Source organism: Cypionkella psychrotolerans (genome assembly GCF_001294535.1).
Lineage (GTDB): Bacteria > Pseudomonadota > Alphaproteobacteria > Rhodobacterales > Rhodobacteraceae > Cypionkella > Cypionkella psychrotolerans.
In genome coordinates, this window is sequence record NZ_LGIC01000073.1 from 62,406 (window position 1) to 82,275 (window position 19,870).

The 19,870-nt window shown below is 59.1% G+C and carries 22 protein-coding genes and 1 tRNA gene; 5 read left to right on the top strand and 18 right to left on the bottom strand.

All coding sequences use genetic code 11. The features are described 5' to 3' along the window. Positions 1 to 7 precede the first annotated feature (7 nt). Positions 8 to 1,312, bottom strand: coding sequence for a guanine deaminase (guaD, locus tag AKV04_RS16910; RefSeq protein ID WP_054007599.1), 1,305 nt, complete (start codon positions 1,310 to 1,312; stop codon positions 8 to 10). Between the two features lie 119 nt (positions 1,313 to 1,431). Here guaD and mgtE point away from each other — a divergent pair, with 119 nt between their 5' ends. Continuing rightward, a complete protein-coding gene (mgtE, locus tag AKV04_RS16915) occupies positions 1,432 to 2,802 on the top strand; it encodes a magnesium transporter (protein WP_054007600.1) in 1,371 nt (456 codons plus the stop codon). After that, entirely contained in the window at positions 2,802 to 3,350 is a 549-nt protein-coding gene (locus AKV04_RS16920) for a 5-formyltetrahydrofolate cyclo-ligase (RefSeq protein WP_054007601.1), read from the top strand. The genes mgtE and AKV04_RS16920 overlap by 1 nt, the downstream gene beginning before the upstream one ends. 168 nt (positions 3,351 to 3,518) lie before the next feature. Here the strand turns inward: AKV04_RS16920 and AKV04_RS16925 are convergent, their stop codons facing one another. From AKV04_RS16925 to AKV04_RS16990, 14 genes are all read right to left on the bottom strand, one after another. Continuing rightward, a complete protein-coding gene (locus AKV04_RS16925) occupies positions 3,519 to 4,835 on the bottom strand; it encodes an ATPase (protein WP_054007602.1) in 1,317 nt (438 codons plus the stop codon). 63 nt (positions 4,836 to 4,898) lie between these two features. Then, positions 4,899 to 5,399, bottom strand: coding sequence for a prepilin peptidase (locus tag AKV04_RS16930; RefSeq protein ID WP_054007603.1), 501 nt, complete (start codon positions 5,397 to 5,399; stop codon positions 4,899 to 4,901). Continuing rightward, the gene (locus AKV04_RS16935; RefSeq protein WP_054007604.1) at positions 5,392 to 6,237 is read right to left on the bottom strand and encodes a tetratricopeptide repeat protein; all 846 of its coding nucleotides are present in this window, start codon (positions 6,235 to 6,237) and stop codon (positions 5,392 to 5,394) included. The genes AKV04_RS16930 and AKV04_RS16935 overlap by 8 nt, the downstream gene beginning before the upstream one ends. Before the next feature lie 62 nt (positions 6,238 to 6,299). Next, positions 6,300 to 6,869, bottom strand: coding sequence for a tetratricopeptide repeat protein (locus tag AKV04_RS16940; protein ID WP_054007605.1), 570 nt, complete (start codon positions 6,867 to 6,869; stop codon positions 6,300 to 6,302). Between the two features lie 35 nt (positions 6,870 to 6,904). Further along, positions 6,905 to 7,888 (bottom strand): type II secretion system F family protein, encoded by a 984-nt coding sequence (locus AKV04_RS16945; protein WP_054007606.1) that lies wholly within the window; start codon positions 7,886 to 7,888, stop codon positions 6,905 to 6,907. A gap of 5 nt (positions 7,889 to 7,893) precedes the next feature. After that, complete coding sequence (locus tag AKV04_RS16950; RefSeq protein WP_054007607.1) at positions 7,894 to 8,862, bottom strand: type II secretion system F family protein; 969 nt, start codon at positions 8,860 to 8,862, stop codon at positions 7,894 to 7,896. 7 nt (positions 8,863 to 8,869) lie between these two features. Continuing rightward, positions 8,870 to 10,300, bottom strand: coding sequence for a CpaF family protein (locus AKV04_RS16955; RefSeq protein WP_054007608.1), 1,431 nt, complete (start codon positions 10,298 to 10,300; stop codon positions 8,870 to 8,872). Between the two features lie 23 nt (positions 10,301 to 10,323). Continuing rightward, the gene (locus AKV04_RS16960; RefSeq protein ID WP_054007609.1) at positions 10,324 to 11,622 is read right to left on the bottom strand and encodes an AAA family ATPase; all 1,299 of its coding nucleotides are present in this window, start codon (positions 11,620 to 11,622) and stop codon (positions 10,324 to 10,326) included. A gap of 261 nt (positions 11,623 to 11,883) precedes the next feature. Continuing rightward, positions 11,884 to 12,540, bottom strand: a complete 657-nt coding sequence (locus AKV04_RS16965) for an OmpA family protein (RefSeq protein ID WP_054007610.1) — start codon at positions 12,538 to 12,540, stop codon at positions 11,884 to 11,886. Between the two features lie 4 nt (positions 12,541 to 12,544). Continuing rightward, the gene (locus AKV04_RS16970) at positions 12,545 to 13,939 is read right to left on the bottom strand and encodes a type II and III secretion system protein family protein (protein WP_054007611.1); all 1,395 of its coding nucleotides are present in this window, start codon (positions 13,937 to 13,939) and stop codon (positions 12,545 to 12,547) included. A 206-nt stretch (positions 13,940 to 14,145) separates the two neighbouring features. Then, on the bottom strand, positions 14,146 to 14,988 hold the full coding sequence (gene cpaB, locus AKV04_RS16975; RefSeq protein ID WP_054007612.1) for a Flp pilus assembly protein CpaB: 843 nt from the start codon (positions 14,986 to 14,988) through the stop codon (positions 14,146 to 14,148). Positions 14,989 to 15,045: 57 nt separating this feature from the next. After that, a complete protein-coding gene (locus AKV04_RS16980) occupies positions 15,046 to 15,234 on the bottom strand; it encodes a hypothetical protein (protein ID WP_054007613.1) in 189 nt (62 codons plus the stop codon). A 202-nt stretch (positions 15,235 to 15,436) separates the two neighbouring features. After that, positions 15,437 to 15,643, bottom strand: coding sequence for a Flp family type IVb pilin (locus AKV04_RS16985; protein ID WP_407638460.1), 207 nt, complete (start codon positions 15,641 to 15,643; stop codon positions 15,437 to 15,439). 523 nt (positions 15,644 to 16,166) lie between these two features. Continuing rightward, the gene (locus tag AKV04_RS16990) at positions 16,167 to 16,364 is read right to left on the bottom strand and encodes a Flp family type IVb pilin (protein WP_054007702.1); all 198 of its coding nucleotides are present in this window, start codon (positions 16,362 to 16,364) and stop codon (positions 16,167 to 16,169) included. A gap of 363 nt (positions 16,365 to 16,727) precedes the next feature. Here AKV04_RS16990 and AKV04_RS16995 point away from each other — a divergent pair, with 363 nt between their 5' ends. After that, entirely contained in the window at positions 16,728 to 17,597 is an 870-nt protein-coding gene (locus AKV04_RS16995; protein WP_082351710.1) for a lytic transglycosylase domain-containing protein, read from the top strand. Between the two features lie 107 nt (positions 17,598 to 17,704). Here the strand turns inward: AKV04_RS16995 and AKV04_RS17000 are convergent, their stop codons facing one another. Genes AKV04_RS17000 through AKV04_RS17010 form a run of 3 tightly spaced genes read right to left on the bottom strand, consistent with a single transcriptional unit; the run spans position 17,705 to position 19,311 of the window. Further along, positions 17,705 to 17,989 (bottom strand): GNAT family N-acetyltransferase, encoded by a 285-nt coding sequence (locus AKV04_RS17000; RefSeq protein ID WP_054007614.1) that lies wholly within the window; start codon positions 17,987 to 17,989, stop codon positions 17,705 to 17,707. After that, the gene (locus AKV04_RS17005; RefSeq protein ID WP_054007615.1) at positions 17,982 to 18,608 is read right to left on the bottom strand and encodes a 3-oxoacid CoA-transferase subunit B; all 627 of its coding nucleotides are present in this window, start codon (positions 18,606 to 18,608) and stop codon (positions 17,982 to 17,984) included. The genes AKV04_RS17000 and AKV04_RS17005 overlap by 8 nt, the downstream gene beginning before the upstream one ends. 1 nt (position 18,609) lies before the next feature. Beyond that, on the bottom strand, positions 18,610 to 19,311 hold the full coding sequence (locus AKV04_RS17010; protein WP_054007616.1) for a CoA transferase subunit A: 702 nt from the start codon (positions 19,309 to 19,311) through the stop codon (positions 18,610 to 18,612). A 45-nt stretch (positions 19,312 to 19,356) separates the two neighbouring features. Between AKV04_RS17010 and AKV04_RS27590 the strand changes: the two genes are divergently transcribed. Both AKV04_RS27590 and AKV04_RS17015 read left to right on the top strand, forming a co-directional pair. Next, positions 19,357 to 19,488: a hypothetical protein gene (locus AKV04_RS27590; protein WP_268871802.1), complete on the top strand. Its 132-nt coding sequence runs from the start codon at positions 19,357 to 19,359 to the stop codon at positions 19,486 to 19,488. Beyond that, positions 19,468 to 19,553, top strand: a tRNA-Leu gene (locus tag AKV04_RS17015). The genes AKV04_RS27590 and AKV04_RS17015 overlap by 21 nt, the downstream gene beginning before the upstream one ends. Positions 19,554 to 19,870 lie beyond the last annotated feature (317 nt).

Consider the following 19,870-nt stretch of genomic DNA (forward strand, 5'->3'; position numbering starts at 1 on the left):
AGCGCGGTTATCTGTCTGCCGCGAGGAGCGGTCGCGGTGAGTGGGGTTTGCCGCCGATCCATGTCGCGCGGATGGCACGGTCGTCGCCGAGCATGATGGTGGGGAAGATCGCCTGCCAGATGTCGCGCGCGCGGCGGGTGGCTTGTTCGATGGCGGGGGTGGACTGCAGATCGAGGATGGTCAGGTCGGCCTCCATGCCGGGGGCGATGTTGCCGATCTGGTGTTCGGCATGCAGGGCGCGGGCGGAGCCTAAGGTCGCGAGCCACCAGAGTTGGCTGGGGTGCAGGGCCTCACCGCGCAGCTGCGCGACTTCATAGGCAGCGGCCATGGTGTGCAGCATTGAGAAGCTTGAGCCGCCACCGGTGTCGGTGGCAAGGCCGACTCGCAGGTGGTGGGCGAGGCTCATGTCAAACAGGCCGGAACCGATGAAGGTGTTGGAGGTCGGGCAGTGGACGAGGCTTGCTCCGGCTTCGATCAGGCGGTCTTTCTCGCGTTGCGTCAGATGGATGGCGTGGCCGTAGACGGCGCCTTCGCGCAAGAGGCCTTGGGTCTCATAGGTGTCGAGGTAGTCGCGGGACTGTGGGAACAGCTCTTTCACCCAAGCAATCTCATCCACTTGCTCAGACAGGTGGGTTTGCATCAGGCAATCGGGGTATTCGCGCCACAGTTGGCCCATGGCTGCCAGTTGTTCGGGGGTAGAGGTGGGCGAGAACCTTGGGGTGATGACGTAGGACAGCCGGTCTTGGCCGTGCCACTTTTGCAGCAGGCGTTTGCTGTCGTCATAGGCGGATTGCACGGTGTCGCGCAGGCCTTCGGGGGCGTTGCGGTCCATGCAGGTTTTGCCAGCGAAGGCGCGCAGGCCGCGCGCTTTGGCGGCGGTGAAGAAGGCGTCGACGCTTTCGGGGTGGATGGTGGCGTAGCTGCACATCGAGGTGGTGCCGTGCGCCAGCGCCAGATCGAGGTAGCGGTTGGCGACCTCATCGGCGTAAGCCCGGTCGGCAAAGCGCATTTCCTCGGGGAAGGTGTAGCTGTTCAGCCAGTCGATCAGCCGTTTGCCCCAAGAGGCGATGATTGCGGTTTGGGGATAATGCACATGCGCGTCGATGAAGCCCGCCGAGATCAGGCATTGGCCGTAATCGGTGACGCGGGCCTGCGGATAGGCGGCGCAGATGGGGTCGGCGGGGCCGGAGGCTATGATTTTGCCGTTCTGAATGGCGACGGCACCGTGGGTTTCATGCCGGGCGGCGTCGGGGCCATCCGCAAACGGATCGCCTGCGAAGGACAGCACTTGCCCCAGAAGAATGTCGGTCATTGCATACTCCGCTTGCCAAACCCGGTTATGGTATAGGCTTATGGCGTTTAGGTAAATTTCTGCCTGCCCTCTGTTTCATTGAAACAGCTTTCTGTAAGCAAGCGGCAAAGGAGTGCGTCATGGCGGAAGATCTGGCACTGATGGACGAAGATGAAGTCCACGCCGACCGGGTGGAAGCGATCCTTGATGCGGTAGAGGCAAAGGATGCCGCCCGCGTCACCGAATTGCTGGAGCCTTTGCACGCCGCTGATATCGCCGACTTGCTGGAGCAGATCGGTGGGGCGGACCGGCGTGCCCTGCTAGCGTTGTGGTCGGGCGAGATTGACGGGGAAATCCTGTCGGAGATTGACGAATCGATCCGTGAAGAAGTCATCGAATCGCTGCCGCATTCGGTGGTCGCCGAAGCGATGCGCGAACTCGACACCGATGATGTGGTCGATATTCTGGAAGACCTTGATCTGCCGCAACAGGGCTTGATTCTGGATGCGCTGGAAGATGTGGACCGGATCGCCGTGCAGCAGGCGATGGGCTATCCGGAGGAATCCGCCGGCCGTCTGATGCAGCGAGAAGTGGTGGTGGCACCTGAGCATTGGACGGTGGGCGAGGCGATTGATTATCTGCGTGAAGTGGAGCATCTGCCGGATCAGTTTTATCATGTCATTCTGACTGATCCTCGCATGAAACCAACGGGCTATGTGACCTTGGGGCGGTTGTTGTCGTCTCGGCGGAATGTGCGGTTGAAGGATATTCTGGAGGACAGTTTCCGCACGATTCCGGCGACGGAATCCGAGGCCGATGTCGCCTATATGTTCAACCAGTATCACCTGATTTCAACCCCGGTGGTTGATGCGACGGGGCGGCTGGTCGGGGTGATCACCATCGACGATGCGATGAACGTGCTGGATGAGGAACACGAGCAGGACATGCTGCGTCTGGCCGGGGTGGGCGATGATTCGAGCCTGTCGGACGGGGTTTGGGCCACGGCGAAACAGCGGTTGCCTTGGCTGGTGGTGAACCTGTTTACCGCGTCGATTTCGGCGTTTGTGATCTCGCGGTTTGAGAGCACGATTGCCAGTTTGGTGACTTTGGCGGCGCTGATGCCGATTGTGGCCTCAACGGGTGGGATTGCCGGGACGCAATCTTTGGCCGTGGCCGTGCGGGCTTTGGCCACGCGTTCGCTGACCTCGGCCAACGCCAAACGGGTGGTGTTGCGGGAACTTGTCGGCGGGCTTTTGAACGGATTGGCGCTGGCCTGCCTGCTGGGCTTGGCGGGGACCGTAATCTTTGGCGATTGGAAGCTGGGGCTGGTGTTGGGGGCTGCGATGATCACCAATCAACTGGTGGCGGCGATGGGCGGGGTGTTGGTGCCACTGGGGTTGCATCGTTTGGATCTGGACCCGGCCTTGGCGTCGGGGACATTTGTGACGACTTTGACCGATGTGCTGGGCTATCTGGCGTTTCTGGGATTGGCGACGTTGGTGCTGCTGTGATGGATTCCGGGATCGAAAAGGCCGAGGCCCGCAAGGCGGCGTTTGCGGCGCGGAAATTGGCGTTTGCAGCGGGGCAGGGGCAGGCTGCGGAGCTGTTGGCTGATGTGCTGGCCGAGCATCGCGGGCGCGCTTTGGCCGGATATATGGCGATGCGCACCGAGGCCGATCCGATGGCTGCGATGCTGGCGCATCAGGGGCCGGTTTGTGTGCCGGTGATTGTGGCGCAGGGTGAGGCGTTGCGGTTTCGCGAATGGTCGCCGGGATGCGCGATGGAGATCGGAGCGTTTGGGGCTTTTATTCCGTCTGAAGGGGCGTGGATTGAGCCGGAGGTGCTGATCGTGCCTTTGGTCGGGTTCGATGCGCGCGGGTATCGCTTGGGCTATGGCGGCGGGTTTTATGACCGGACCTTGCAGGGGTTAAGGGGCAAGCGGGCGACTTTGGCGGTGGGGTTTGGCTTTGCGGCGCAGGAATTGGATCAGGTGCCGATTGATGAATACGATCAGCGGTTGGACATGATGGTGACGGAGGCGGGCGTGCGGCGGTTTTAGCTGCGCTTGGGGCTGACCGCTGGGGGTTTCACACCCCCAGACCCCCGTGGGATATTTGAGCACAGAGGATGACAATTTTAATCAAATTGATCGGATTTTTGAAGCAGAGCGGGCCTGATCGCGGTTAGCGATCAGGCGCTGATGTAAGGAGTCGATCTGCCTGATTGCTTACTTCGCAATCGTCTCTTGGCGCACGAACATGTTGCCCCAGGCGCGGTCCATCAACTCGGGGGACATTTGGTAGGGGATGCCTTCAAACTCGCAGACCGCGATCATCTGGTCGATCAGGAAGGTCGGTTGGTAATTGGCGAAGTTGTTGGCGATGGTGGGGTATTTGCTTTTTAGCATGTAGATCAGGGTGGCTTCGTCGAGCGGGACTTTCTTTTTCTTCGCGACCATGGCGAAGATTTTCAGGAACATCTCTTGGTTGGGGCCGTCGATTTTGATCTTGAAGAAGATCCGGCGCAGGGCTGCGCCGTCGAAAATCTCATTCGGGTGGAAGTTGGTTGAGAAGATCACAAGGGTGTCGAAGGGAACGGTGAATTTCTCACCTGACTGTAACGCCAAGATGTCGCGGGATTCTTCCAGCGGCACGATCCAGCGGTTGACCAGTTTTTGTGGCGGTTCGGCTTGGCGGCCAAGGTCGTCGACGATGAAGATGCCGCCGGAGGCTTTCAGCTGCAATGGCGCTTGGTAGGTGCGGGCGGTGGGATTGTATTTCAGATCGAGCATGTCGAGCGTGAGTTCGCCGCCAGTGATCACCGAGGGGCGTTCGCAATAGACATAGCGGTTGTCGTAGCGGTTGCCGGTGCGGCGCAGGGCATTGGGATCGTCGATGGATTCCTCGGCAGAGGAATGCACGATTGGATCGAAAACGGTGATCACCTGACCGGAATATTCGATCGCACGCGGGATGTAGATCTTATCCCCCAAGGCGGCGCGGATGCCGTTGGAGATCGAGGATTTACCGTTACCGGGCGGGCCATACATCAGGATCGAGCGGCCAGAGGTGACGGCAGGGCCGAGGTTGGAAATCAGATCGGGCGGCAGGATCAGATGGCCCATGCCCTTCATCAATTCAGGCCGCGTCAGTTTGATATCGCGCACCGATTGGCGTTTCATCTGCGCCGAATAGGCGGCCAGCGGCACCGGCAATGCGCCGTAATATTCGGATTGCGACAGCGCATCCAGCGCGCGGGCTTTGCCGGCGTCGGTCAGCTGGTAGCCCATTTCATTGCTGGTCGAGGTGGCGTTCAGTGTGCCCTTGGCTTCCAGCAGGCGCTGCTGGCGGGCGGCGTCAACCAGTTCTTGCACCAAAGCGACAGGCAGGCTGATGGCGCGCGACAGGTCAGAGACCAGATCAAGGTTCATGCGGAACATGGTTTTCAACAGGATGTCGCGCATCATCACCGAGGTCAGGCCGGTTTCGGCCAAGGACTTCGGTTGCGGCGGGGCTTGCACACCCATCGGCACTTGCATGTTCATCGGCGGCACCTTTGCATTGGCGGGGCGACTGTTGCGCCCGAAGCTTCAATGCCAAGGATTGACCTAGAAAAGCGGCAAGAGTGCGGCCAAAAGATAGAAGATCAATGTTCCTGACAGCGCCAGACCCATCGGGAAGTCTTTATGGGTCCAGCTTTGCCAATCCTCTGTCGCCGCACGAAACGGCGGGATCAGGCGGGCAAGGCGGTGGGCGGCGAAGGCCCCGAGCAGGCAGGCGGCGTAGAGGCCGAGCACGAAGCGGATGTCGGCATGGATGAAGATCGGGGCCATTGAGGCCGCGAATTTCGCATCGCCCGCGCCGACAGCGCCGCCCGCGTTCAGGATAAAGCCTGCGACCAAGACGCAAGCGGCCAAAGCCCAGCCCCAGAGCCAGAGTTTGAGCGGCACCAGAATCAGCCCCAGCACCAGCCAGAGGATCAGCAGCGCCAATCCGGCTTTGTTGGGAATTTTCATGAATTTCATATCGCTCCACGACACCCAAATGGCGATGGCGAAGCAGAACGGCAGGAAGATTAGGGCAATGTAGGGAGAGATCATATCAGCCACTCAGCGCTTTGAGACTGCGCTCGGCGGCCTCGAAATAGGTTGGGGAGGTGTCGACGGCTTGTTGCAGCAGTTCGCGGCCGACGGAAGTATCACCCTGTTTCACGGCAGCGAGGCCGAGAGTGTAGTAGAGTTGGGCGCGCTCGGTCTGGGTCATCTCAATCACCGGCATGTCGTATTTGCGTTGGCCGGCGCGGGCGAGGATCAGGTTGTTCTTGGCGGTGAACAGGTTGGAATCGTAGGTGAGGGCTTCGAGGAACAGTTTCTCGGCCCCGGCATTGTCGCCGCGCGTCAGCTTCGAGAAGCCCCAGTTGTTGTAGATGCCCGAGGGTTTGTTGGTGAGGCCTGCGGCGATGTCGTAGAAGCTGTCGGCTTTCTTCCAGTTTTTCTGGCTGTCGGCGACCATGGCTTCAAGGCGATAGCGCTCGAAGGTTTCAAAGGTCGGCGGGATGGTGTTCAGCGTGGCGGCGGTGGCGGTCCAGTCTGAGGTGCGCATCTGCGCGTCGGCCAGACCGACACGGTCGTCGTTGGTGCCTTCGGGCGAGGCGATGATGGCGGTGTAGACGCTGATGGCCTCAGACGGTTTGTTGGCGCGGATCAGCGACTTGGCCAGACCGCGTTTAAGATCAATGCGGTCGGGGTTTTCGGCGCTGGTTTTCTGGAAATAGGCGACGGCCTCATTCGGGTCGCCCACGGTCAGCATGATGTCGCTGAGGTTGGATTCATCGACGACATTGACCGATTTCAAAGCGCGTTTGGACGCGGCGTCTCGGGTGCCTTGGCAACCCGCCAGAGCGGTTGCGCCAATCAGGCACAGCGTAAGCAACACAGGTTGGCGCATTTTGCGTCCTTTTTGGTCTACTGCTCAGTCTTCAAATTCTGGGTCTTCAAGTTCCGGGGGCTTCAAAGTTGCGACAGCAAGACGTAAGAGCCTTGCCCGCGTCGCACCAGTTTCATCACGGGTTTTTCGTCCTGAACTGGATCATATACAGAGGCTTCGCTGCGCGCTATCGCCAGCTTGAGATTTTCGCGAATGGAGTCCGATTGGCCACTGTCCAGCGCGAAAGCTTGCTGAAACACCCGGCGGGCTTCGCCGGATTTACCTTGCTCCATCAGCACACAGCCGAGGTTGTTCAGGGCGGGGACGTTGCGCTCGTCGGCCTCAATGGCGCGGCGCAGCACTTGTTCGGCCTGACCCAGACGGCCCAGTTTCAGATCGGCGGAACCGATGGCAGAGAGCACATCGGCGTTCATGCCTTGTTCAGACGCGGCGCGCAGATAGGCTTTCATTGCCAGTTCATACTCGCCCACCTCCATCAGGCGGTGGCCGACCAGCAGGCCATCGACGCCCTGTTCACGGCTATCGGCACCGTAGGGCACGTTGCGGGGTTTGCCGGATGCGGCAAGGCCGCCCGTATGCTGACAGGCGGCCAAGGGGATGCAGATCAACAAGGCAATCACCGCGCGCGTCACAATAGCCCCATTTTGCTGGGCTAGACGCCCGTGGTTCAGCCGCCACCGAGGGTTTTCGAGATCCCGTATACCGATGGTCCGATCAGAATGATCAATAGCGGCGGCAGCGTAAACAGCATAGTGCCAAGGGTCAGTTTTGTCGGCAATTTGTTTGCCAATTCTTCCGCCCGCATGATGCGTTTGTCGCGCATCTCGGCGGAATACACCCGCAGGGCGTCCGACATCGAGGTGCCGAAGGTCGCCGATTGCACAAGGGTGGTGCAGAACGACGAGATATCGGCGATGCCGACGCGTTCGGACATGTCTTTCAGCACCTTGACGCGCTCTTTGCCGGCCTTGACCTCTTGCGCCACGGTTTCAAATTCTTCGGCGAGCGCCGGGCAAGAGTTGCGGCTTTCTTTGGCAATGCGGTTGATGGATTGATCCAGCGACTGGCCTGCCTCAACACAGACCAGCATCAGATCGAGCGCGTCAGGGAAGCCCGAGACGATTTCGGCTTGGCGCTTTTGCACCCGGCTGTTGACCCAATACATCGGGAAGTAATAGCCCAAGCCACCCGGCAGCAGGGTGGAGATGATCATCACTTGGGTGGACACCTCGGCGCCGTCATTTCCGGTGAAGGTATACAGCATCCCCAAACCCAGCAGGCCGACGCCCAAGGCAAGCTGCGCGAAGTGAAAGGTGCGGACCGCGTTTTTCTGTTTGTAGCCGGCGCGCACCATTTTCAGGCGCGAGGCGGTCATGGTCTGCTCGTCTTGCGGTTCCAAGAACGAGGCGAATTTCTCGAGCCTGTCGGCTTTTTCACTGTGGCGCAGGTTGGCGCTTTTTTGGGATTTGCTGGCGTTCTCGATGTCTTTGCGCAGGGCTTTCAGCTTGTCGAATGGCTCGGGTTGCTTTTTCAGCAGCATCGGCAGCACGGCGACAATCAGCGCAAGACCCAGCAGACCAATCGCCAGCAATGGCCCGAGCGGACCGAAGGTGTCAGTCAGTTGCGTGTTGATATTGTTCAGGAAATCCATGACGTTTAGACCTTAATGTTGACCATGATACGCATGAAGATGATGTTGATGACGAGGAACACCGCGACGGCAAGGCAAGCCGGGATGAACACCGCGGATTTCGCGACATCGTCGTAGTAATCAGGTTTGATGATGTTGATCATGACGATTGCACCGATCGGGAACATCGACAGGAACATGCCCGACCATTTCGCCTCACCTGTGATCGCCTTGACGCGGCGAAACAGTTTGAAGCGGGCGCGGATGACTTTCGACAGGCCCTCGAGGATTTCGGCGAGGTTGCCGCCCGAAGTTTGCTGGATGGTGACGGCGACGGCGAGGAAGCGTAGATCCTGGCTGTCCATGCGTTCGGCAAAGGCTTTCAGGCTGTCGGCGACGTTACGACCGTAGGCGGCTTCATCGGAAATCATGCCAAATTCGGTGCCCAAGGGGTCGGGAACTTCCTTGGAGACGATGCCGATGGCCGAGGCAAACGGGTGGCCGACGCGCAAAGACCGCACCATTAATTCGACCGCGTCGGGCAGTTGTTCATCCATCAAGGCGATGCGCTTTTTCGCCTTGCCGTTGACCCAGAAATACACGCCGCCCACGCCCATGCCGACGGCGACCACCACACGGATCGGCAGCGCCACTTGCGTGCCAAAGGTCAGCCCGGTGAAGGCGACGCCGACCATGCCGACCATGATCATCACCAGTTGCTGCGGGCTGAAGGCGATATTGGCCTTCTGCGCCTTTTTGGCGAGGATCGAATACAGTGGAATGCCGCGCGAGTTGACGTGCTGCTCGGTTTCCTTGCGCAGTTGCTCCAGCACTTGTTCGCGGTTGTTGTTTTTCTCCAGCAGAGCCAGACGGCGGCTCATCCGGTTGTTCAGGCTAATGGATTTGCCGAACACCACCAGATAAAGGCCGTTCACCATCACCACGACGGCGACGAAGATCAGGATGTAGATAAGGGGGGCGGCTGAAATGGTCATGATACCCTCAAATGATCGGTTCGTAGATCGAGGCAGGCAGGTCGTAGCCCCATTGCTTGAAGCGGTCGGAATAGTGGCTGCGCACGCCGGTTGCGTTGAAGCGGCCAATGATCTTGCCGTTGGGCTCAACGCCGAGGCGTTCGTAGCGGAACACTTCCTGCATCGAGATCACTTCGCCCTCCATCCCGGTGATTTCGGTGATCGAGACCATGCGGCGCGAGCCGTCTTGCAGACGCGAAGCCTGCACGATCAGGTTCACAGCCGAGGCGATCTGGCTGCGGACGGCCTTTAGCGGCATTTCGATCCCGGCCATGGCGACCATGTTTTCAAGGCGGCTGATGCCATCGCGCGCCGAGTTGGCGTGGATGGTGGTCATCGAGCCATCGTGGCCAGTGTTCATCGCCTGCAACATGTCGATGACCTCCTCGCCACGGGTTTCGCCGACGATGATACGGTCCGGGCGCATCCGAAGCGCGTTGCGCAGGCAGTCGCGTTGGGTGACGGCACCTTTGCCTTCGACGTTGGCGGGGCGGCTTTCCATCCGGCCAACATGGACCTGTTGCAGCTGAAGTTCGGCGGTGTCTTCGATGGTCAGCACGCGTTCGGTGTTGTCGATGAAACTGGACAGCGCGTTCAGCGTAGTGGTTTTCCCCGACCCCGTACCGCCCGAGACGATCACGTTCAGGCGACACGACACGGCGGCTTGCAGGTAAAGCCCCATTTCCTCGGTGAACGCACCAAAGCGGACCAGATCGGGAATACCCAGTTTCTCTTTTTTGAACTTCCTGATCGAAACAAGCGATCCGTCAACCGCAACCGGCGGCACCATACAGTTGAAACGGCTGCCATCGGCCAAACGGGCGTCGCAATAGGGGTTGGATTCGTCAACCCGGCGACCCACGGCGGAGACGATCTTGTCGATGATGCGCAGAAGGTGGCGTTCATCCTTAAAGGTGATGTCGGTCAGGGTCAGCTTGCCGTTGCGTTCCACAAAGATGCGGTTCGGGCCGTTGACGAGGATATCATTGACCGATTCGTCTTTCAGCAAAGGCTCTAGTGGGCCAAGGCCCATCACTTCGTCGTAAAGCTCTTGGTTCAGGGTGGTGCGGTCTTCCTTCGACAAAGCCACCGACATCTCATCCAGCGCTTCGGCGGAGATCGCGGCGATTTCGGCTTTGAGATTGGCTTCCGAGGCCTGTTCGATCGCGGCGAGGTTGAGGTTATCGAGCAGACGCTTGTGCAATTCCTGCTTCAACTCGCCCAGACGTTCTTTGCGCTTCTTTTCCTTATCCGCTGCAACCGCCTCAGCGGGCGGGCGGGCGGGGGCCACCGCAGGGCGGCTGATGCCGGGCTTTGGCGCGGGGGCCGGAGCCGCCGGGCGCGCGGCGGCGGCGCTGGCGCTTGGGCCGGCTTCCGGTTTTTTGAAACGTGAGAACATCGTTAACCCCCAAAGTCCGAGCCTTAGCCCCTGCCGGTTTCCACGGCTTTGTTCAGATCAAACAGCGATTTCGCAAGCTTCTGGATTTCTTTGCGCAACGGGTTTTTGCCCGCATTTTCCGAGAGTGGCAGGCCGTGGTCATTGGCCTGTGTGATCTGCGCGCCGCCATCGGGAAGCTGTACTTCGATCGTGATATCAAGGCTTTCCGCCATCCGCTTCACCCGGCTTTTCGCCGAAAGATCGGTGAATTTCGGCGCGCGGTTCAATACATAGCGCAACTTTTCATGCGGCAGACCCTCGGCTTTCAGCGCCCGCACCAGACGCAGCACGTTTTGCGCCGAGCGCAAATCCAGCTCCATCAGCGCGAAGTAAACATGGGCGCGGCTGAGCACGGTTTCGGTCCAAGCGACGATCGTGCGTGGCATGTCGATGACGACAAAGTCGAAATTCGCCCGCGCCATGTCGATGATGCGGCCAATATCCTCCGGGCTGACAATATCCAGCGGCAGCATGTCGGACGGTGCGGTCAGCACATGCAGCTTGTCGTTGAAGGTCAGCATCGCGGCCAGCATGGTATCAGAGTCGGCATGGCCGGTGTCGGTCAAAAGGTCAAACACCGCCTCTTTGCGCGGCAGGTCGAGATAGGTGGCAGCCGAGCCATATTGGAAATCAAGATCGATCAGGCAGACGCGCGGGGCGTCGGTTTTCGACAAAGTTGCCAACTCCCAAGCGAGATTGGCGGCGAAGGTTGAGGCACCGCAGCCACCTGCAAGCCCATGCACTGGAAGCACCACCGCGTCTCGGTCGCCTTTGGCTTTGAACGCCGGGGTCTTTTCGGCATGGGGTTCATCCGAGATGATTGGCGCTGGAGGCGGAGCGGGGGCAGGTGCCGCAGCGGCAGCTTCAGCCGGTTTGGCTTTGCGAATGCGTTCAATGGCTTCGTGCAGAGCGCCATCAGGCAGCGGATAGGGCACAAAATCTTCGGCACCCAAGCGCAGCAGTTGATGTAGTGCTGCGGGACCGACCTGATCGGCGATCAGGATCACTTTGATCGACTTTGCCCTGGCGGTGCGGATGATCTCGGTGATCCGCGACAGATCGACCTCATCTTCGGCATCCACCGCGATTGCGACAAACTCCAGCGTGGCAGATTCGGGCTGGCCCAGGAAAATCAGCGCATCATCAAAGCCGAGATCGCCCCAAGCCTCACCGAGCTCGTTTTCCATATCGTCGATCAGCAGATCAAAGTTCTGCACATCGCGCGAAATCGTGCACGCCAGAATGGGTGCCGGATCGGGTTGTAAGTTGGCCACGCTCGTCATCGTTTCATCGTCCTTCTCAAGACATCCCACCACCGACCCCGGCCAAAATTAAGGCGCGAATGGGGCCAATCGGGGGAGCATACCTGGCCTTCGGCGCGGCATTGTTCCCATTGGGTGCAAGATGCTGGAGGATGGTGGCGAGATTGGGGCTAAAACAGCGTCAATCTGGGGTATTTCGCGCGTCAGACCGCAATTTAGGAAACGAATTCAAAAACAAAGCCCCCGCGCTTGTGCGCAGGGGCTGAGAAAGTTCCAAGTGGTTTACTGGGCCCCGTCGGGGGCGACTTGGGTTTCGATAATCTTGTTATTGGGATGCGGCGGGATCGCCCCGGCAACATAGCTTCGCCAGATGATCGCGGCATATTTGCCGTTCAACACCATCGGGTTACCTTTCACAAAGCCCGAAACCTCGGTCACTGTGCGGCGGTTGCGCTGTTCTGGGCCGGAGGTCTGGATCACCGGACGGGTTTTGCCGAACGAGGCCACGGCCTCAAGACGCGAGCCTCCAATGCCGAGGCTGGAGAGATAGCGCACGGCGGCCTTGGCGCGGCGCAGACCCAAAGCTTTGTTATAGGCGTCAGAGCCGACCAGATCGGTGTGGCCATAGACCCGGAAGCGGACTTCGGGGAATTGACGGATCCAATCGGCCTGTTGCGTCAGCGTGGCGCGGGCTTCGGGGGTCAGCTCCGAGCTGTTAAAGGCGAAGGTGATCGTGCTGGGCACTTCGCGGGCAAAGCGTTCTGCCAGCGCGATGGTGTAGTCGCGTTCCCCCGACATCACCATGGTGTTGTTCATCGTCGAGTGGCCGAAGCCGCCTTCATCAACTTCGGCACCAGCTTCGCTGGTGAAACTCGTTGGATCGCAAGCTGCAAGACAAAGCAAGGCTGCGGCAATTAGGGGGAGGGATCGCAGGTGCATCAGATCACTCCATCACATAGCCGTAAGAGCCGCTGAAATCTTGCCGGGCGACATCGCCCGCAGCGCCTTTTTGTTTACCCGCCACGTTGCCGAACAGGAAAAGATCCTTTTCAGACGGCAGTTTAACGCGGTCAGTCGGCAGCGCCAAGGCTTCGCCGCGCGTCGGCGTGACCAGATGTGGCGTGACGATGATCACCAGTTCCGACTGCGCGCGCTGATATTCCGCCGAGCGGAACAAAGCGCCGATGATCGGGATATCGCCCAGCCACGGCACTTGGCCGTTCAGATCCCGGAAATCGTCTTGCAACAGTCCGGCGATGGCAAAGCTTTCGCCGTCGCGCATCTCGACGGTGGTCGAGGTTTCGCGGCGTTTGAAGGCATTGACCGAGAAGCCCGAGGTTGTCACCGAGGTTGTCGTGTCGACCGAAGATACGGCTGCGTTGATCACCAGGTTGATGATATCGCCATCGACCACGGTGGGGGTGAAGTTCAGCTCAACCCCGAAGGGTTTATATACAACAGTGATACCGTCCCTGCTGGACACCGGGATCGGATATTCACCACCCGCGAGGAACTTCGCCTCTTGCCCGGACAGCGCGGTCAGGTTCGGCTCGGCCAAGGTGCGCACGACGCCTTTGGATTCCAAAGCCTCTAGCAGCACCGCGAATTCCAGCGAACCTGCGGTGAAGCCAAAGGCCACCGCACTATTGGCACTGTCGCGCGGGACAATGGTGCTATTATTGATGCTATTGTCACCGTTCAGCCAAGTGCCAGTTTCGCCGGTGACGCCAAATTTTTTGCCGCCAGACACCGCCAACGACGAGGACAGGTTTTTGGAGACCGAACGCTGCATCTCGGCAAAGCGTACTTTCAGCATCACCTGCTGGGTGCCGCCGACGCCCATCAGGTTCGACACCCGTTTTGGCGCATAGCGTTCGGCCAGATCCAGGGCGCGATCCAGCTTGGCGGTGGAGGAAACCGTGCCCGACATGACGATGCCGTCATTGGCGGTGCGGACTTCGATCTTCTCACCGGGCAGGATTTGTTGCAGGCGTTCCTTAAACTCGGCAATGTCGGGCGTGACATGCACATCGACGTTTGAGATCAGCTTGCCATCCGGCCCGAGCAGGGTCAGCGTGGTGCGGCCTGGGGTTTTGCCCAAAACGTAGATCGACTTGTCTGACAGCGTCGAGATATCGGCGATACCGGGGTTGGCGATCGACAGCTCGGCAAACGAGACATCGCTTTCCACAACCACGGCGCGGTTCATCGGCACGTTCAGCGGGGCCGAAGCCGACCCCTCCATCACCCGCAGTGTCTGTGCTGACAGCGGGCTGAGCGCCGAAGTTGCAAGGGCAAGCCCCAAGCAACCGGCGGTCAGGAATTTGCGCATATTCATGTGACCTGCCCTTTCGATCACGCCTCTGGTCGGGTCTTGTTATGCCCAATCCAATTCGCAAGATGACGTAAGTGTCGTTTTTTTGCAAGAATCAAATGGTTGGAGGCAGTTCCTTATGTGGATAACTTGCAACAGCAGGCTACCAAATGCGGAAGATGAAACTTGCCGCCACTATAGGAAGTGGCGGCAAGATCTGTTTTTCCAACTTAGTTGGTGCAAGCGATCGGCACTTGGGTCGCGACGCCGCCCTGACGCATGGTGACAAAGCAGGTTTTCGGCGCCTCAACCACTGCCACCGGGGCGGCAGCTGTGTCGCCATTGATGTCTTTCGTCGTCACTTTGATCTGGGTCGGATCGGTGGCAGCGCTGCTGTCATTGCCCACCAGCGACATCACCAGACGCCCGGTGGCCTGCGCTTGGGCCAGACGACCCACCTGCTCGGGCGTCGCGGCCACGGTCATGGTGCGGCTTTGAATTTCACCCGCTGCCACGGTGGCCTTGGCGTTGCGATCCACCGCGATGATCTTCACCGCGTTCTCGATGCGCTGGGTGATCTCGGAACCCGAGGCATCCGAGGAGCCGGTCCAGTAGATATCCACCCGGTCGCCCGGTTGCAGGAAGTCAGCGGCATCGACCTTGATCGCAAACGCCCGCATGCCCTTTTCAATCGCGCCGTTCAGGCCCGCCTGCTCACCCGGAGCGGTGACTTTGACGGCGAGGATCGGTTCAAACTTTTCCATCTGCCGCACCACATAGCGCGGGTCTTTGGCCTCTTTCGGGAACAGCAGTTCGCCATCCTCAAACGCGCCTTCCGGTAAAGCGTTTTTCGGCCAGTAGATGCGCTGGACATCTTCCTTGGTCAGCGGATCGCCGTAATTCTTCGCTTTGTTGACCACGAACACCATGGTCAGACCGCCAGTATCAGCCATCAACTGCTTCTCACGCGTCACCGCCGATTGCTGTTGTCCGATGAAATTCTTTGCCATGAACACGGCGGCACCTGCCAGCATCATGCCGACCACCAGCACCAATCCAAAGATCATTCGCATGTTAACCTCTTTCCCACTTGTTTCCGCAGCGTTGCAAGCTTTGCGGAAAACCCCAACTCATCTGCCGTAACCCACGTCTACGCCTTCAATGTAATCCGCCACGCCCTGCGTCGAGCTTTCCGTGCTGAAGGCCACCGGCCACAGCACGATCATTCCCAACCCGATCACCGCCGCAGACAAAGTCACCCATTCCACAGTGACCGCGCCATCGGTTTTTCGGATGAATTTCTTCAACCAGACTTGCATGTTACCTCCTTCGCGGCTTTCGCTCCGGCTACTCAGAACACCCACAATCATCGCTATAGCGCGGGATTGTGGCCGGAATCGGGATGGGCCCGTGGCGGCAATGTGGTCTAGTGCCAGATTTTGACCCGGATTTCGCACATGGAAAAGGCCGCATCCCGTCCCGGATGCGGCCCTCACCTCTGTCAGGTGATCGAAAAATCGATTACTGGTTTTGGTAGCCCGAAGAGCGGCCTTCCAAGTCGTTCACGATCGCGTTGCCCAGACCTTCGATGCCACCACCAACGGTTTTCATCACGACCATGCCGAGGCCAACGATGGCAGCGGTCAGCACGACCCAGTCAACGGTCACAGCGCCGGATTCGTCAGCGCGGAAGGATTTGAACAGCTTGCGGAGTTTCAACGTCATCATTTTGGATTTCCCTATCTTAGGAGTTGCTCAGGTCTCACCGCTTTGGATCGTTACGTTCTGGCCTCTGTTCCAGTTCGTTCACCGCTTCGGCTTGGGTTGATATAGCCGCCTGATCGTGGCGCGATTGCGGCGGGGTTAGGGTCTTTTTGGGGTGATTGCCGCGTTCACCATTTTGTCTTGCGGTTCTGTCGAAACGCGACATTTCTGTTTTGGAAACAAAGCTCTGGCCAAATTATCGGAAAGCCGCCGCGTGGCGGATGCGAGTGGTCGCCTCAGGATCAGAGGCAGCCTTGTTTGGATGCGATCAGTCTGATCGTATTCAGCGATCTTTGATCTTGCCGACGTTCCGAGGCTGCGACTGCGCTCTGTTTGGCACGGCCTGACTTCGCTGAGTTGGACAAGGTTATGATCGAAAATACTGCAGTCGTGATCGAAGTTTCAGCGCATTTGTTTCGCAAATGGAAAAGGCCGCATCCCGTCCCGGATGCGGCCCTCACCTCTATCAGGTGATCGAAAAATCCGATTACTGGTTTTGGTAGCCCGAAGAGCGGCCTTCCAAGTCGGTCACGATCGCGTTGCCCAGACCTTCGATGCCACCACCAACGGTTTTCATCACGACCATGCCGAGGCCAACGATGGCAGCGGTCAGCACGACCCAGTCAACGGTCACAGCGCCGGATTCGTCAGCGCGGAAGGATTTGAACAGCTTGCGGAGTTTCAAAGTCATCATAATTTGGTCCCTTTCTGGGGATGCTCAGGTTTCTAACCGTTCCGGCTCTGTCAGCTGCGACCTCTGTTTCGCCGCTTGCCGTTCGGTATGACCCTATATGGCGCTGTGAACGTGGCGGCAGTTTGGTCAGGGTGGGGCGTTTTTGAAGCGCTGCGATATAGTCAAAAAAATCATTCAACACACTGAAATATAAAGATATATATTTTAACCTCTGCTTAACCCCATGCCGCGTAACCGTTGCTTTCGCGCCGATTTGGGCAAAATTGCCATGATTGGCGCAGGCAAACGTGGAAATTGGTGGGTGATTCTGCGACAGTTCAGGCAATGAAAACAAGGCAGGCGGCATCCAACGTGATGCGACGGGCACAAGGCGCAGTTCTGGCAGGGTTGATTCTTCTGCTGCCGATCCCGGCAGCGGCGGAAATCATTATGAATTCCGCCAGCGGTGAGGGCTTCAAGCGCATCAAGGTCAGCGACAACCTGCCCGGCAAGCGCATCACCGTGCAGATTGATCCCGCCGAACAGGCCCGGCTGCTGGCGGCCTTGCCTGAGGTAGAGGCGCGGGTGCCCGAGGTGCCCGCCGACCCCGATGCGGCACCGACCCCCGCCCTGCCGACCCCGGCCACGGCGCAATATGGCTGGTTCTGGGATGCGGTGCCGGTGCAGCGCGATCAGATCTCGGGGCGGTTCCCCTTGGCGCTGGCGACTTTAAGCCAAGGGCCGGGCGGGGCGCGGGTGGCAGCGCCCCGGATGCAGCATATGCAAGAGATCGCTTCAAACTATGGCACCGAGATTTTGAAGGCGACGATCGGCACCGATGTCTCGCCCGCTTTGGTGCTGGCGGTGATCGGGATTGAGAGTGCCGGCAAACCCAATGCGATCAGCTCGGCGGGGGCACAGGGGTTGATGCAGTTGATTCCGGCGACGGCGGCGCGGTTTGGGGTCAGCGATTCCACCGATCCGGTGCAGAATATCAAGGGTGGGGTGGCGTACTTAGACTGGCTGATGAAGCGGTTCGATCATGATCCTTTGATGGTGATCGCGGCCTATAACGCCGGAGAGGGCGCGATTGATGCCAATTCTGGCGTGCCGCCCTATGCCGAGACCCGCGATTATGTGCCCAAGGTTTTGGCGGCATGGCAGGTGGCGCAGGGGTTGTGTCTGAGCCCGCCGGAATTGGTCACCGATCCTTGCGTGTTCAAGGTGATTTCGGCGACGAATTGAAAGGGTCCCGACTGGGGACCTTTTCAGAAGTTTTTATAATCAATGATTTACGGGTAGGCGGTAAGGGGATCTTAACGATTTCGCCAGAATCCCCTGACCTTGTTGACCTAAGCCGCGAACACATCCGCCCATTCGGGATGCTTTTTTCGCGTTGCGTTCACAAAAGGGCAGAGCGGCATGATCTTAAAGCCCTCGGCCCGCGCATCCGCCACGAACTGCGTCAGCATCGCCACGCCCGCGCCGGTGCCGCGAAAGCTTTCCGGCACTGCGGTGTGGTCGGCGATCACCAGCGTCGGCGTGGTGATCGAATAGGTCATCTCGGCCTCCTCGCCGTTCTGACGGATGACGTAGCGGCCTTTATGCGCGCCCTTTTCGCGGAGAACCTCAGTCAACGATGGTGCCTTCCGTGGCTGCGCGCAGTTCGGCCTCGGTGACGCCCTCGGCAACTTCGACGATCTTGAGGCCGCCGGGGACCACATCCAACACGCCAAGGTTTGAGATGATGCGATTGACCACGGCTTTGCCAGTCAGCGGCAGAGTGCAGGCCTTCAGCACCTTGGATTCACCATGCTTGCTGGTGTGATCCATCACCACCACGACCCGACCCACTCCCGCGACCAGATCCATCGCCCCGCCCATGCCTTTGACCAGCTTGCCGGGGATCATCCAATTCGCCAAATCGCCGTTTTCGGCGACTTCCATCGCGCCAAGGATCGCCATGGCGATTTTGCCGCCCCGGATCATCGCGAAACTTTGCGCAGAATCGAAATAGGCGGTCTGCGGCAGTTCGGTGATGGTTTGCTTGCCTGCGTTGATCAGATCGGGGTCTTCTTCGCCTTCAAACGGGAAGGGGCCCATACCGAGCATACCATTTTCCGACTGTAAGGTGACGTTAACACCTTCAGGGATATAGTTGGCCACCAGAGTAGGGATGCCGATGCCAAGATTGACATACCAGCCGTCTTGCAACTCGCGCCCGGCGCGTTCGGCCATTTGGTTACGATCCCACATATCAGGCCTCCTTCTTGCGTGTCGTGCGATTCTCGATGCGTTTTTCGTGCTGGCCCTGCACAATGCGGTGCACATAGATGCCCGGCAGGTGGATGCTGTCGGGGTCCAGCGCGCCCAGTGGCACGATTTCTTCGACCTCAACCACGCAAATTTTGCCCGATGTCGCCGCTGGTGGGTTGAAGTTGCGCGCGGTTTTGCGGAACACAAGGTTGCCCGACGGGTCAGCCTTCCACGCTTTGACGATGGCGAGGTCGGCGATGATGCCGGTTTCCAGAATATAGGTCTTGCCGTTGAAATCATGATGCTCTTTGCCATCGGCAATCACCGTGCCAACGCCGGTTGCGGTGTAGAAACCGGGGATACCCGCGCCGCCCGCACGCAGGCGTTCAGCCAGCGTGCCTTGCGGGTTGAATTCCAATTCCAACTCGCCCGACAGGTATTGCCGCATGAATTCAGCATTTTCGCCGACGTAAGACGAGATCATTTTCTTGACCTGCCGGGTTTCCAAAAGCTGGCCAAGCCCGAAGCCGTCGACGCCCGCGTTGTTCGACGCGATGGTGAGGCCCTTGGTGCCCGCATCACGGATCGCCGCGATCAGCAGTTCTGGAATACCGCAGAGGCCGAAACCGCCGCTCGCGATCAACATGCCGTCAAACAACAGCCCGTCCAGCGCCGCCGCCGCGGTGGGGTAGATTTTCTTCATAGGGGACCCTCGCAAACTCTCGCAGCTATAAAAGCGGGGATTTCGGTGAAGTCAATCGCCGCAGCGCAGCAGTTTGTTGTAAGTGATATGATTTCGGGTGCTTTACCCCGCCGCGCAGATGGCTATGGTGCGGCAGATTGCCAAACCCGCATGATTGCCCGCGTGGTGAAATGGTAGACACAGGAGACTTAAAATCTCTAGGCCGAACGGCCGTGCCGGTTCAACTCCGGCCGCGGGCACCAATAAAAGCAATCGCTTATGATTTTCATGCGATGTGTTGGATTTGAACGCGCGACCAGATGGTGACCACCGCTGCGCGTTTCGAATACTTGAAGACTCGCAGGCGCGTGAAGAGTTAGCGAACAGTTTGTTGGCTTTTTGCCACGGGTCGCGGCAGAACGTGGTGGTGTTAGCTGCGACGGACAGCCGGACGGTTGACGCAGGTTCGCCCCTGCGAGTTGTGCCAACGGCCTTGAGTGGGGAAACGGTGACGCCGCGCCCGCGATCCCGAGCCTACAGAGCGAAAATCGACGGGGTTGTTTCAAAGCATTCGATGACG

What these genes read in the sequence shown, in the direction of transcription:
- cpaB (WP_054007612.1), bottom strand. Translation starts at nt 14,988, where the DNA reads ATGCGAATGATCTTTGGATTGGTGCTGGTGGTCGGCATGATGCTGGCA.
- AKV04_RS16955 (WP_054007608.1), bottom strand. Translation starts at nt 10,300, where the DNA reads ATGTTCTCACGTTTCAAAAAACCGGAAGCCGGCCCAAGCGCCAGCGCC.
- AKV04_RS16935 (WP_054007604.1), bottom strand. Translation starts at nt 6,237, where the DNA reads ATGCGCCAACCTGTGTTGCTTACGCTGTGCCTGATTGGCGCAACCGCT.
- AKV04_RS16960 (WP_054007609.1), bottom strand. Translation starts at nt 11,622, where the DNA reads ATGACGAGCGTGGCCAACTTACAACCCGATCCGGCACCCATTCTGGCG.
- AKV04_RS16995 (WP_082351710.1), top strand. Translation starts at nt 16,728, where the DNA reads ATGCGACGGGCACAAGGCGCAGTTCTGGCAGGGTTGATTCTTCTGCTG.
- AKV04_RS16965 (WP_054007610.1), bottom strand. Translation starts at nt 12,540, where the DNA reads ATGCACCTGCGATCCCTCCCCCTAATTGCCGCAGCCTTGCTTTGTCTT.
- AKV04_RS16970 (WP_054007611.1), bottom strand. Translation starts at nt 13,939, where the DNA reads ATGAATATGCGCAAATTCCTGACCGCCGGTTGCTTGGGGCTTGCCCTT.
- mgtE (WP_054007600.1), top strand. Translation starts at nt 1,432, where the DNA reads ATGGCGGAAGATCTGGCACTGATGGACGAAGATGAAGTCCACGCCGAC.
- AKV04_RS16945 (WP_054007606.1), bottom strand. Translation starts at nt 7,888, where the DNA reads ATGGATTTCCTGAACAATATCAACACGCAACTGACTGACACCTTCGGT.
- AKV04_RS16920 (WP_054007601.1), top strand. Translation starts at nt 2,802, where the DNA reads ATGGATTCCGGGATCGAAAAGGCCGAGGCCCGCAAGGCGGCGTTTGCG.
- AKV04_RS16950 (WP_054007607.1), bottom strand. Translation starts at nt 8,862, where the DNA reads ATGACCATTTCAGCCGCCCCCCTTATCTACATCCTGATCTTCGTCGCC.
- AKV04_RS16985 (WP_407638460.1), bottom strand. Translation starts at nt 15,643, where the DNA reads ATGATGACGTTGAAACTCCGCAAGCTGTTCAAATCCTTCCGCGCTGAC.
- AKV04_RS17005 (WP_054007615.1), bottom strand. Translation starts at nt 18,608, where the DNA reads ATGTGGGATCGTAACCAAATGGCCGAACGCGCCGGGCGCGAGTTGCAA.
- AKV04_RS17010 (WP_054007616.1), bottom strand. Translation starts at nt 19,311, where the DNA reads ATGAAGAAAATCTACCCCACCGCGGCGGCGGCGCTGGACGGGCTGTTG.
- guaD (WP_054007599.1), bottom strand. Translation starts at nt 1,312, where the DNA reads ATGACCGACATTCTTCTGGGGCAAGTGCTGTCCTTCGCAGGCGATCCG.
- AKV04_RS16925 (WP_054007602.1), bottom strand. Translation starts at nt 4,835, where the DNA reads ATGAACATGCAAGTGCCGATGGGTGTGCAAGCCCCGCCGCAACCGAAG.
- AKV04_RS16980 (WP_054007613.1), bottom strand. Translation starts at nt 15,234, where the DNA reads ATGCAAGTCTGGTTGAAGAAATTCATCCGAAAAACCGATGGCGCGGTC.